This window comes from Pseudoroseomonas cervicalis (genome assembly GCF_030818485.1).
Taxonomy (GTDB): domain Bacteria; phylum Pseudomonadota; class Alphaproteobacteria; order Acetobacterales; family Acetobacteraceae; genus Pseudoroseomonas; species Pseudoroseomonas cervicalis_A.
The window spans coordinates 474137-486114 of the sequence record NZ_JAUTAJ010000004.1; the positions used below are offsets into that span (position 1 = coordinate 474137).

Sequence of the window (11978 nt, forward strand, 5' to 3'; positions counted from 1 at the left end):
CTTTTCTTTTCAGCGTGTTGCAACCCGTGATGGGTTTGGTCCGCAAGGGGGTGGCGGGGCGCCGCGTTAACGGTTAGTCTCCCGCGGCCCGAGACGCCGCGTTTTCGGCGGCATCGCCGGCACCTTCTCAGGCCCCCTTCAACCGGCCCGGATCCGACCTTTGAACGCTACCCGCGCTCTTCTGCTCGCCGCCACCTGCCTCGTGCCCGTGCTGCTGCCGCCCGACGTGCAGGCCCAGACGCGCAACCCGCCGCGGCGCGGGGCCGCCCAGCAACCCGCCGCGAATGGCTATGTCAGCCAGATCGACGTGCAGGGGAACCAGCGCATCGAGGCGGACACCATCCGCTCCTACATGCTGCTGCAGCCGGGCGATGCCTTCGACTCGGACCGGCTGGACCGCAGCCTGCGCACCCTCTTCGCCACCGGCCTGTTCCGGGACGTGAAGCTGAGCCGCCAGGGCGATCGCATCCTGGTGCAGGTGCAGGAGAACCCGATCGTCAACCGGGTGGCCTTCGAGGGCAACAGCAAGCTGTCCGACGACACGCTGCGCCCCGAGGTGCAGCTGCGCCCGCGCGCCGTGTTCACCCCGGCGACGGCCCAGGCCGACCGGCAGCGCCTGCTGGAGCTCTATGCCCGCCGCGGCCGCTTCGCCGCGCGCGTCGAGCCCAAGGTCATCGAGCTGGACCAGAACCGCGTCGACGTGGTCTTCGAGATCACCGAGAACGACGCGGCGCTGATCAGCCGCATCAATTTCGTGGGCAATGAGGCCTTCTCCGACAGCCGGCTGAAGGAGGTCGTCTCCTCCCGCGAGGCCGCCTGGTACCGGCCCTTCAGCTCCTCCGACACCTATGAGCCGGAGCGGCTGAATTTCGACCGCGAGCTGCTGCGCCGCTACTATCAGCGCCAGGGCTATGCCGATGTCGAGGTGACCGGCGCCGCCGCCGAGCTGGCGCCGGACCGCAGCGGCTTCTTCGTCACCTACACGCTGCGCGAGGGCCCGCGCTATCGCGTCGGCGAGGTGGCGATCAATTCCAGCCTGCGCAACGTGACCGCCGACCGGCTGCGCCCGACGCTCGAGATCTATTCGGGCGACTGGTATGATGGCGATGCCGTCGAGCGCATGACCCAGGCGCTGATCGACGAGGCGAACCTGGCCGGCGCGCCCTTCGTCGAGGTCGAGCCGCGCATCACGCGCAACCGCGACGCCAAGACCATCGACATCGCCTTCGAGGTGCGCGAGGGCCCCCGCCAGTATGTCGAGCGCATCGACATCAACGGCAACACCCGCACCCAGGACCGCGTCATCCGCCGCGAGATGCGCCTGGCCGAGGGCGACGCCTTCAACGCCGCGCAGATGCGCCGCTCGCGCCAGCGCATCCGCGACCTGGGCTATTTCAACGATGTCCAGATCACGCCGGTGCCGGGCTCCAGCCCCGACCGCGTGAACCTGAACACCACGGTGTCCGAGCGCGCCACCGGCGAGATCTCGATCGGTGGCGGCTACTCCACCGATTCCGGCGCGCTGGCCGATTTCGGCATCCGCGAGCGCAACATCCTCGGCACCGGCATCGATGCCCGCGCCAACACGACGATCGCGCAGCGCCGCAGCCAGATCGACCTGTCGGTCACCGACCCGTCCTTCCTCGACCGCAACCTCTCGGTCGGCGCCGACGTGTTCTACGTGGTGCGCGACCTGACCGATTATTCGGGCTATGAGGAGCGCCGCGCCGGCTTCAGCCTGCGCGCCGGCTATGAGTTCAACGAGCGGCTGCGCCAGTCCTGGGCCTACACCCTGTCGCGGCGCAACGTGTTCAACGTGAACAACGACGCCTCGGTCTATATCCGCGAGCAGCGCGGCGTGACGGTGCTGTCGCAGATCGGCCAGACGCTGACCTACGACACGCGCGATTCCCGCCTCGACCCGCGCGAGGGCTATGTGCTGCGGCTCGGCACCGACCTGGCCGGCCTCGGCGGCGACGTGTCCTATATCCGCCTGCGCGTCGATGGCAGCTACTACATCCCGTTCGAGCGCTGGCTGGGCGATCCGGACTATGTGCTGGCGATCTCGGCCAGCGCCGGCCACCTGGCCAATTACGGCGGCAAGCGCGAGCGCATCATCGACCGCTTCTTCCTGGGCGGCGAGAATCTGCGCGGCTTCGCGGTGGCCGGCGCCGGCCCGCGCGACGTCAGCACCGATGACGCGCTGGGCGGCCGCACCATGTGGACGCAGACCACCGAGATGCGCTTCCCGCTTCCGGTGCCGTCGGAGCTCGGCCTGCTCGGCCGCGCCTTCGTCGATGTCGGCTCGCTCAGCGACAGCTCGTCCGGTCCCAATATCGTCGACGATGGCGCGCCCCGCGTGGGCGCCGGCGTCGGCATCTCGTGGCGCAGCCCGTTCGGCCTGATCAACATCGATCTGGCCCAGGCCGTGGTGAAGAAGTCCTACGACGAGACGCAGGTCTTCCGCTTCGGCTTCGGCACGCGCTTCTGAGCTATCCCACGGAGTTCCCGATCATGGCGCGTCGCGCTGCCGCAACGCTTGCGGCGATCCTGATGTCGACCACCCTGCTCTCCGGCGCCGCCCTGGCGCAGCAGAACCAGGAGTGGTTCGTCCCCAACCAGGGCCAGGGGGGTGCGCAGCAGCAGCGCCCGGCCCAGGCGCCGCGCCAGCAGCCGGCGCAGCAGCCGCGCCAGCAGGTGCAGGCCAATCCGGCGCCGCTGCCGCCCGGCGAGCAGCCGCCGGCCGCCGTCATCGGCATCGTCGACGTGCCCGAGGTGCAGCGCAACTCCACCGCCTTCAACCAGGTGCGGGAAGAGATCGAGAAGCGCCGCCAGAAGCTGAACGAGGACCTGCAGCGCGAGCAGAATCGCTGGCGCGAGGAGCAGCAGCAGCTGGCCAACCAGCGCAACACGCTGTCGCAGGAGGAGCTCCGCAACAAGGAGCGCGACCTGCAGGACCGCGTGACCGACGCGCAGCGCATCTTCCGCGACCGCAGCCGCAACATCGAGCAGGCGGCGCAGCAGGCGCTGCAGGAGATCGAGCGGGCGTTGGCGACGGTGATCCGCCAGGTCTCGGCCAGCCGCAAGGTCAACCTGGTGCTGCCGCGCCCGGTGGTGATCTACAACGACCCGGCCTTCGACCTGACCGACGAGATCTCCACCCAGCTGAACCGGGTGCTGCGCTCGGTGAACATGCCGGCGGAGGAGAACGCCGCCCCGGCGCCGGCCGCCGCGCCGGCGCGTCAGGGCCAGGGCCAGGGCCAGGGTCAGGCGCCGCGGCGGAACTGACCGCCATGGCGGACCCGCGCTTCCACCCCGCCTCGGGCACGCACAGCCTGGCGCGCATCGCCGAGGCGGCGGGCGCGCCCATCGCCGCCGGGGGGGAGCGCCTGTTCGCAGGCGTCGCCCCGCTGGCCGAGGCGGGGCCGGAGCAGGTCGCCTTCCTCGACGGCCGCAAGCATCTGCCGGCGCTGCGTGAGAGCCGCGCCGGCGCCGTGCTGCTGCGCCCCGAATTTGCCGACCAGGTGCCGGAGGGCTGCGCGGCGCTGGCCGTCGCCTCGCCGCATCTGGGCTTCGCGCGCGTCGCCGCGCTGTTCCACCCGCCGCTGGCGCCATCCCCGGGCATCCACCCCACCGCCATGGTCGCGCCCGATGCCGAGATCGGCCCGGGCAGCGAGATCGGCGCCTATGCCGTGATCGGCGCCGGCGCCGTGCTGGGCGCGCGCGCCTATGTCGGGCCGCATGCGGTGGTGGGCCCCGGCTGCGTCTTCGGCGAGGATGCCCGCATCCACGCCCACGCCAGCGCGATCTGCTGCATTGCCGGGCACCGGGTGACGCTGCATCACGGCGCCCGGGTGGGGCAGGAGGGCTTCGGCTTCGCCCCCACCCCGGAGGGGCGCTTCGTCACCATCCCGCAGCTCGGCCGCGTGCTGCTGGAGGATGAGGTGGAGATCGGCGCCAATAGCTGCGTCGACCGCGGCGCGCTGGGCGACACGGTGATCGGCCGGGGCACGCGGCTCGACAATCTGGTGCAGATCGGCCACAACGTGGTGACCGGCCGCGGCTGCGTCATCGTGGCGCAGGTCGGCATCTCGGGCTCCACCCGTCTCGGCGACTACGTCACCATCGCCGGGCAGGCGGGGCTGACCGGGCATCTGAGCATCGGCAGCCAGGCGCGCATCGGCGCCCAGGCCGGCGTCCAGGCGGATGTGCCGGCCGGGCAGGATGTCACCGGCTCGCCCGCCATGCCGGTGAAGGACGCCCTGCGGGCGGCTCTCCATCTCCGCAGGATCGGCGCCCGCAAGGGGCCGGAGAACACCGCCGCTTCGCGGGCGGAACAGGCAGGGGCGCCGCAGCGGCGCCCGTCACAAACGGACTGATCGGCATGGACCAGCAAGAACAGCCCCCGACCGACGGGGCGCCGACGCAGAAGATGGATTCCTGCGACATCGCCCGCGTGATGCGCGCGATCCCGCACCGCTACCCCTTCCTGCTGGTCGACCGCGTGGTGGACATGGTGCTGGGCGAGAGCGCCACCGGCATCAAGAACGTCACCATCAACGAGAATTTCTTCCAGGGCCATTTCCCGGCGCATCCGGTGATGCCGGGCGTGCTGATCATCGAGGCGATGGCGCAGACCGCCGCCGTGCTGGTGGTCGAGACGCTGGGCCCCAGCGCGCATGGCAAGATCGTCTATTTCATGAGCATCGAGAACGCCAAGTTCCGCCGCCCCGTCGGGCCCGGCGACCAGCTGCGCATCCATATCGTCAAGGAGCGGCAGCGCGGCGCGGTGTGGAAGTTCAACGCGGTGGCCAAGGTCGACGGCGTGGCCGTGGCGGAAGCCAGCTACGCCGCCATGATCATGGATCGCTGAGCGGATGCCCGAGAGCGTGACCGACACCGCCCCGATCGCCACCCGCCAGATCCATCCCAGCGCCGAGATCCACCCGACCGCCATCGTCGCGGCGGGCGCCAGCATCGGCGCCGGCTGCCGCATCGGCCCCTATTGCATCATCGGCCCGGACGCGGTGCTGGGCGAGGGCGTGGTGCTGGAGGCGCATGTCACCATCGATGGCCATGCCGAGATCGGCGAGAAGGTGCAGGTCAGCCCCTTCGCGACCATCGGCCTGGCGCCGCAGGACCTGAAATACCGCGGCCAGCCGACCCGCGTCGTCATCGGCGCCCGCAGCATGATCCGCGAGCATGCGACGGTGCATCGCGGCAGCGTCGGCGGCCATGGCGTGACCACGGTCGGCGCCGACTGCCTGCTGATGGTCAACGCCCATGTCGGGCATGACAGCACGCTGGACCACCATGTGATCCTGGCCAACAACGTCATGCTCGGCGGCCATGTGCAGATCGCCGACACGGTGTTCGTGGGCGGGGGCGCGGCCATCCACCAGTTCGTGCGCATCGGCCGCCAGGTGGTGGTGGGCGGCATGAGCGGCGTCGAGGCCGACATCATCCCCTTCGGCGCCGTCATGGGCAACCGCGCGCGGCTGACCGGGCTGAACCTGATCGGGCTGAAGCGCCGCGGTTTCCCGCGCCCGCAGATCCACCAGCTGCGCGCCGCCTATCGCAGCCTGTTCCGCACCGCCGGCAATTTCCAGGAGCGGGTGGACACCACCGAGGCCGAGCTGGGGGCCGACCCCGCGGTCGCCGAGATCATCGCCTTCATCCGCGCCGACAGCCATCGCGGCCTGTGCCGCGCCGGCCGCGAGCTGCTGGTCGAGGATGATGAGGCCGAAGGCTGAGCCGATGGACGCCCCGCCGCTCGGCATGATCGTCGGCGGCGGGCTGATGCCGCAGCGCGCCGCCGCCGCCGCCCTGGCCGCCGGGCGCCGCCCGCATGTGGTGGTGCTGGAGGGCTTCGGCGATCCGCGCGATTATGCCGCCTATCCGCATATCGTCTGCCGCCTCGGCGCCGCAGGGCGGATGCTGGACTGGCTGCGCGATGCCGGCTGCCGCGAGCTGGTGCTGGCCGGCCAGGTGAAGCGGCCGAGCTTCCTGTCGCTGCGGCCCGATGCCGGCGCCGCCCGGCTGCTGCCGCGCATCGGCATGAAGGCCTTTGGCGGCGATGACAGCCTGCTGAACGCCGTGCTGCGGGTGCTGGCGGAGGAGGGCTTCCAGCCGCTCGCCGCCCAGGCGCTGCTGGCGGAGCTGCTGGTGCAGGCGCCCGGCCAGCTCGGCCTGGTGGCGCCGGACGCCCAGGCGGTGCAGGATATCCGCCGCGGCGTGCAGGTGCTGCGCACCATGGGCGCGGCCGATGTCGGCCAGGGCTGCGTGGTGCAACAAGGCCTGGTGCTGGCGGTCGAGGCGATCGAGGGCACGGATGCCATGCTGGCGCGCGCCGGCACGTTGCGGCGCGAGGGGCCGGGCGGCGTCTTCGTCAAGATCCTGAAGCCTGGCCAGGACCGGCGCGTCGACCTGCCCACCGTCGGCCCGGACACGATCCGCGCCGTGGCTGAGGCCGGGCTGCGCGGCATTGCCATCGAGGCCAAGGGCACCATCGTCATCGACCGGGCGGAGAGTGTGGCGGCCGCCGATGCGGCAGGGCTGTTCCTGCTGGCCATCGACCCCGCCGCCGCCGACTGGACCCAGAACGAGGAGAGCATCGCATGAGCAGCTTCCTGCACACCATGATCCGGGTCGGCGACCTGGAGCGCAGCGTCGACTTCTACACCCGCCTGCTGGGCATGAAGGAGCTGCGCCGCAACGACGTTCCCGACGGCAAGTACACGCTGGTCTTCGTGGGCTACGCCCCGGAGAGCACCGGCGCCGGGGTGATCGAGCTGACCTACAATTACGGCGTCGACAAGTACGAGCTGGGCAATGCCTTCGGCCATCTGGCGATCGGCGTGCCCGACATCTACGCCACCTGCGACGCGCTGCGCGCCGCCGGCGCCAAGATCACCCGCGAGCCGGGCCCGGTGAAGTTCGGCACCACGGTGATCGCCTTCGTCGAGGATCCGGACGGTTACAAGATCGAGCTGATCGAGCGGAAATCCGCCGAAGCCGGCACCAAAGGCTAATTTCTTTCGGTCTGCCGTTTTTTTCGGGCTGCCGCCGTCCCGTTGAGAGGCGGGACACGACACTGGGCCGGAGCGGATGCTGCGAGTGCGGCGACCCCGTCGCGGCCCTGACCGGCAGCTGGCAGAAAAAAGAAGGGGTCCAGGGGAATTCATTCCCCTGGCCTTTTTTTATGCTGTTCGGGTCGCCTCTTCGATCAGCACCCGGGCGGTGTGGCAGAGCAGCCCGTCCGGCGCGCGCAGCGCCTCGGGCACCGCCTCGTGGTCCAGGCCGGGCAGGGGCAGCAGCGGGCCGGCGCCGCCATCCTCCTGGCGCAGCGCGTGGAAGGCGCGGGATTGCTGGCGCAGGGCCCCGGGCTCGGCCTCGCCGAAGGCGATGGCGAAGGGCTTGCGCGCCACCGGCAGGCGCTGGGGTGAGAGCACCTCGACCTCGAGCGGGGTGAGGCCGAGGGCCTCCTCCATGCCGCCAAGGTCGTAGAGGCCGGAGAGGCCGAGTCCCGCGGTGACGCGCGGATGGCCCAGCAGCATGGCCGCCAGATGCGCGCCGGAGCCCCAGCCGCAGAGCAGCACCGGCCCGGCGATGCCGTGCAGCGGCCCCTGGCCAGCCAGCCAGTCCAGCGCCTTGTGCAGCTGGCGCACCACGCGGGTCAGGCTGGATTCGGGCACCGGGGAGTGGCCGGGCAGGGCGGCGGACCAGCCATGCGCCATCAGCCCTTCGGCGACGGCGGCGAAGCCCTGGCGGCTGCCGCGCCAGCCGCCGCCATGCAGCAGCACCAGGCAGGGCGCGCCGGGGCTGACGGCCGGGAACAGGTCGAAGCGGCATTCCGGGGCGGCGGCGTAGGGCAGGTCCAGCCTTCCGGGGCGGGCGGCGCGCAGCGCGGCGGAGTCGGCCTGGCGCTGCCGGGCGAGCTCGGGGCCGGCCAGGCCGGGCCCGGCGCGGGTGACGCGGCCCTGCGCCGGCAGGCGCGGGGCGGAGGGGGTGGCGATCATGCGCGCAGCGCGGCGCCGGGCAGCCTTGCGGGGGTGGGGCGGCGGCGGCGGATCGGCTGCGGCATCGGACGGCTCCAGGGGTTTGGACGGAAGCCTTGCAACCTTCGTGCCGCGCCAGGGGGCCGTTGCGACCGGTCCGGCTGCCGGGCGCTGTGTCCCGCTGCCCACGACGCGGCGCAAAAATCGTGCGATGCCTGTGTCTTGCGCGGCCTGCGCCTTCGCCCTGGCGCGGTGCTTCTGTATAAATGAAGAATTCCTGGCGAAGGGAGGACCGACCGGTGGCAGAATGCCGCACCGGTGGGGGCCGCCCAGCCGGATGCCAGCGACCCGCCGCCCGATCCGCCGCTCCCTTTCGGGGCCGGCCCAGCCAGGACCGTCACCGCAGAAGATGTCAGCACCGGCCATCAACCCCCGCCTCGAACCTTTCCGGCTGCGTGGGGCGAATTTCAACCTGCTGGTGCTGCGGCTGCTCGATCCGCGGGCGGAGGTGATCGTGCCCGCGATCGCCGACCAGTTCCGCCGTGCCCCGGGCTTCCTGCGCTTCGCGCCGCTGGTGCTCGGCCTCGACGACCTGAACGTGGCGCCGCATGAGGTGGATTTCGCGACGCTGGCGGGCGAGCTGCGGGCGATCGAGATCATGCCGATCGGCACGATCGGCGGCTCGCCGGAGCTGCGCGCCGCGGCGCAGGGCGCCGGGCTGCCGCCGCTGCGCGCCGCCGGGGGCGGGGAGGAGAAGGTGCCGCTGCCCGAGCCGGGGCCCGCGGCCAGCGCCGAGCCCCCGCCGCCGCCGCCCCTGCCACCCGGCACGGCGCGGCCGACCATGATCATCGACCATGCGGTGCGCGCGGGGCCAGCGCATCTGGGCGCAGGGCGCCGACCTGATCGTCAATGGCACGGTCAATCCAGGCGCCGAGGTGATCGCGGATGGCAATCTGCACGTCTATGGCGCGCTGCGCGGCCGGGCCATCGCCGGCGGCGCGGACAATATGGAAGCGCGGGTCTTCGCGCTGAATTTCGACCCGGAGCTGGTCTCCATCGCGGGCTATTACGCGGTGCGGGAAGGGCTGACGGAGGCCCCGATCGGCAAGCCCGTGCAGGTGCGGCTGATCGGCGAGAACATGCGGTTCGACCGGCTGGGCTGAGCCCTGTCCCGGCAGAGAGGAGAGACACTCTATGGCGCAAGTGATCGTGGTGACGTCCGGCAAGGGAGGGGTCGGCAAGACCACAAGCTCTGCCGCCTTCGCCACAGGTCTCGCCCAGACCGGCAAGAAGACGGTGGTCATCGACTTCGATGTCGGGCTGCGCAACCTTGACCTGATCATGGGCGTCGAGCGGCGCGTGGTGTTCGACATCGTCAACGTCATCAGCGGCGAGGCGAAGCTGAACCAGGCGCTGATCCGCGACAAGCGGGTCGACACCCTCTCGATCCTCCCCGCCTCCCAGACGCGCGACAAGGACGCGCTGACCAAGGAAGGCGTGGCGCAGATCATCGACGAGCTGAGCCAGGAATTCGACTACATCCTGTGCGACAGCCCGGCCGGCATCGAGAAGGGCGCGCTGCTGTCGCTCTATTTCGCCGACCAGGCGATCGTCGTCACCAACCCCGAGGTTTCCTCGGTGCGCGATTCCGACCGCATCCTCGGCGTGCTGCAGTCGAAGTCGCGCCGCGCCGAGGAGAAGAAGGAGCCGGTGAAGGAGCATCTGCTGGTCACCCGCTACGCGCCCGAGCGCGTCGAGCGGGGCGAGATGCTGAAGCTCGAGGATATCCGCGAGATCCTGGCGATCCCGCTGCTGGGCGTGATCCCGGAGAGCGAGAGCGTGCTGAAGGCGTCCAACACCGGCAATCCGGTGATCCTGGACGATGGCAGCAATGCCGGCCAGGCCTACAAGGATGCGGTCGCCCGCTTCCTGGGCGAGGACCGGCCGCACCGCTTCATCGACCCGGAGAAGAAGGGTTTCCTGTCCCGTCTGTTCGGGGGGAGGGCTGCATGAGCTGGCTCGACGTCTTCCGCGGCACCCGCAAACCGGCCCCCGTGACCCCGGCGGGGGCGGCCAAGGAGCGGTTGCAGATCGTCCTCGCCCATGAGCGCATCAGCCGCACCGGCGATGATTTCCTGCCGCGCCTGCAGCGCGAGCTGATCCAGGTCGTGGCGCGCTATGTCGCCATCGACCCGAAGGCGGTGAATGTCTCCCTCGACCGCGGGGGCGACATGAGCACGCTGGCGATCGAGGTGGAATTGCCGGCCCCCGCCGGCGAGAAGCCCGGCGCCGAGGCCGGCCAGAAGGCGTCCTGAGCGGCTTCCCCAAGACCCCCCGGCTTCGGCGCGGCCCCGCTCAGCGGCCGCGCCGCACCAGATAGAGGGTGGCCGCCAGCATGGCCAGCGTGCCGGCCAGCAGCTCCCAGCCCGGGCGTTCCGCATAGACCGCCCAGCCGATCGCCGCGCTGGCGGGGATCTGCGCATATTCCACCGGCGCCAGCAGCCCGACCTCCGCCCGCCGCGCCGCGGCCGAGGCGGCCAGATCCGCGCCCAGCGCGAACAGCGTGCCGCCCAGCAGCATCAGCAGCGCGAACAGGCTCGGCGTCTGCCAGACGAAGGCGGAGACGGGGCCCCAGAACAGCACCGAGATCATGGCGTACCAGGCGACCACGCGGGCCGGCGGCTCGGTGGCGGAGAGCGCCTTGAAGGTGATCAGCACCAGCCCGCTGCACAGGCCCGCCGCCAGCGCCGCCGGCGTGCCGAGGGAGAGGGTGCCGCCCGGCTGGGCGATGATCAGCACGCCGAGGAAGCCGATGCCGGCGGCGAGCGCCCGGTCGCGGCGGATCTTCTCATGCAGCAGGAGGGCGGCCAGCGGCAGCACCCAGAGCGGGCGGGCGCTCATCATCGCCACCGCATCGGCCAGCGGCAGCAGCAGGATGGCGATCAGCTGCAGCAGGAAGGTGGCGATGCCGGCGGCGCCGCGCGCCAGATGCAGGCGCGGCCGGCGGGTGGAGAGCGCGGCGAGCGGCCCGCTGCGCAGGATCCAGGGCAGCAGAAAGGCCAGGGTGATCAGCCCGCGGGCGAAGGGCACCAGGGGAACCGGCAGCCCCTCGCGCAGCGCCGCGCGGTAGCAGGCATTGACGCCCGCCCCGCACAGCGCCGCCAGCAGCATCAGCCCCATCCCCGTCAGGGCGGCGGAGGGGGCGCGCCCTGGCGACATCAGCGGCGCGGGGCCAGCTCGGTCTCCAGCGCCTTGATCTTGGCGGTCAGCGATTCCCGCAGCGCCGGGGAGGCGTGCGACTTCATGCCGGCCAGCGCCTCCTTCAGCTCGCGCAGCTGGCGCTTCTTTTCCTCGAGATTGCGGGAGATCGGGCGATTGCCGGAGATCTGGCCGTCAAAGGCGCGCATGGCAGGGTTTCCTCATGTCCGGAAGGAGGCCGCCCCGGGGCCGCCCCCTTCGGACGGGGGGCGGGGCCGGGCAGGGCTGGGCGGCGTGGGTGGAAGGGGGCTAGAGACCGTTCAGCTTGCGCAGCAGCCGCGTCAGCACGGCGCGCTCGCTGGCCGAGAGGGGTGCGGCGAGCCGCTCCTCATGCTCGGCGATGCGCGCCTTGAAGGGCGGCAGCAGGGCCTGTCCGGCCTCGCTCAGATGCAGCGCCTGGGCGCGGCGGTCGCCGCTGACCGCATGCCGCTCCACCAGCCCGCGCTCGGCCAGGCGCTGCACCGCCGGGCTGAGGGTGGATTTGTCGAGCCCCGCCGCCTGCGCCAGCTGTCCCAGCGTGATGCCGGGATTGGCCTCGACCAGGCAGAGGAGCGCGAATTCGCCGGAGGTGATGCCGTATTCGGCGGTGCTCTCGGTGAAGTCGAGCAGCATGCGGGTATGGGCGCGGCGCAGCAGATGCCCGAGCAACCCCGGCAGGGGGCCCAGATCGATCGCTTCCTGCCTGGCACGCGCTGCATCCATGCGGCCCAGGATAGCGCAGCC

14 protein-coding genes and 1 pseudogene are annotated in these 11978 nt (G+C 71.5%); 11 read left to right on the forward strand and 4 right to left on the reverse strand.

Features of this window, described 5'->3' with window-relative positions; genetic code table 11:
• Positions 1–160: 160 nt before the first annotated feature.
• The 7 genes from bamA to gloA are packed head-to-tail and all read left to right on the forward strand — an operon-like array spanning position 161 to position 7031.
• Positions 161–2491, forward strand: a complete 2331-nt coding sequence (gene bamA / locus QE401_RS06095; protein ID WP_307137360.1) for an outer membrane protein assembly factor BamA — start codon at positions 161–163, stop codon at positions 2489–2491.
• Between the two features lie 23 nt (positions 2492–2514).
• On the forward strand, positions 2515–3288 hold the full coding sequence (locus QE401_RS06100; protein ID WP_307137361.1) for an OmpH/Skp family outer membrane protein: 774 nt from the start codon (positions 2515–2517) through the stop codon (positions 3286–3288).
• Positions 3289–3293: 5 nt separating this feature from the next.
• Positions 3294–4379 (forward strand): UDP-3-O-(3-hydroxymyristoyl)glucosamine N-acyltransferase, encoded by a 1086-nt coding sequence (gene lpxD, locus QE401_RS06105; protein ID WP_307137362.1) that lies wholly within the window; start codon positions 3294–3296, stop codon positions 4377–4379.
• Between the two features lie 5 nt (positions 4380–4384).
• Positions 4385–4873, forward strand: coding sequence for a 3-hydroxyacyl-ACP dehydratase FabZ (fabZ, locus tag QE401_RS06110; RefSeq protein ID WP_307137363.1), 489 nt, complete (start codon positions 4385–4387; stop codon positions 4871–4873).
• Positions 4874–4877: 4 nt separating this feature from the next.
• A complete protein-coding gene (lpxA, locus tag QE401_RS06115) occupies positions 4878–5753 on the forward strand; it encodes an acyl-ACP--UDP-N-acetylglucosamine O-acyltransferase (RefSeq protein WP_307137364.1) in 876 nt (291 codons plus the stop codon).
• 4 nt (positions 5754–5757) lie between these two features.
• Positions 5758–6621 (forward strand): LpxI family protein, encoded by an 864-nt coding sequence (locus QE401_RS06120; protein WP_307137365.1) that lies wholly within the window; start codon positions 5758–5760, stop codon positions 6619–6621.
• Positions 6618–7031 carry a lactoylglutathione lyase gene (gene gloA / locus QE401_RS06125; RefSeq protein WP_307137366.1) on the forward strand — a complete coding sequence of 138 codons (414 nt, stop codon included), beginning with the start codon at positions 6618–6620 and terminating at the stop codon, positions 7029–7031. The genes QE401_RS06120 and gloA overlap by 4 nt, the downstream gene beginning before the upstream one ends.
• Positions 7032–7199: 168 nt before the next feature.
• Here gloA and QE401_RS06130 read toward each other — a convergent pair whose 3' ends face one another.
• Positions 7200–8018, reverse strand: a complete 819-nt coding sequence (locus QE401_RS06130; RefSeq protein ID WP_307137367.1) for an alpha/beta hydrolase — start codon at positions 8016–8018, stop codon at positions 7200–7202.
• 388 nt (positions 8019–8406) lie between these two features.
• Between QE401_RS06130 and QE401_RS06135 the strand changes: the two are divergent.
• The 4 genes and pseudogenes from QE401_RS06135 to minE all read left to right on the forward strand — a co-directional run.
• A pseudogene (locus QE401_RS06135) lies at positions 8407–8598 on the forward strand (septum site-determining protein MinC); the annotation flags it as partial.
• 253 nt (positions 8599–8851) lie between these two features.
• Positions 8852–9160 (forward strand): septum site-determining protein MinC, encoded by a 309-nt coding sequence (gene minC, locus QE401_RS06140; protein WP_307137368.1) that lies wholly within the window; start codon positions 8852–8854, stop codon positions 9158–9160.
• A 31-nt stretch (positions 9161–9191) separates the two neighbouring features.
• On the forward strand, positions 9192–10010 hold the full coding sequence (gene minD / locus QE401_RS06145) for a septum site-determining protein MinD (protein ID WP_307137369.1): 819 nt from the start codon (positions 9192–9194) through the stop codon (positions 10008–10010).
• Positions 10007–10312, forward strand: a complete 306-nt coding sequence (gene minE, locus QE401_RS06150; protein WP_307137370.1) for a cell division topological specificity factor MinE — start codon at positions 10007–10009, stop codon at positions 10310–10312. Before minD ends, minE begins: the two co-directional genes overlap by 4 nt.
• Before the next feature lie 40 nt (positions 10313–10352).
• Here minE and QE401_RS06155 read toward each other — a convergent pair whose 3' ends face one another.
• The 3 genes from QE401_RS06155 to QE401_RS06165 all read right to left on the reverse strand — a co-directional run bounded on the left by QE401_RS06155 (position 10353) and on the right by QE401_RS06165 (position 11957).
• Positions 10353–11216 (reverse strand): DMT family transporter, encoded by an 864-nt coding sequence (locus QE401_RS06155; protein WP_307137371.1) that lies wholly within the window; start codon positions 11214–11216, stop codon positions 10353–10355.
• A complete protein-coding gene (locus tag QE401_RS06160) occupies positions 11216–11404 on the reverse strand; it encodes a hypothetical protein (protein ID WP_307137372.1) in 189 nt (62 codons plus the stop codon). The genes QE401_RS06155 and QE401_RS06160 overlap by 1 nt, the downstream gene beginning before the upstream one ends.
• 100 nt (positions 11405–11504) lie before the next feature.
• Positions 11505–11957: a MarR family winged helix-turn-helix transcriptional regulator gene (locus QE401_RS06165; protein WP_307137373.1), complete on the reverse strand. Its 453-nt coding sequence runs from the start codon at positions 11955–11957 to the stop codon at positions 11505–11507.
• Between the last annotated feature and the right edge of the window lie 21 nt (positions 11958–11978).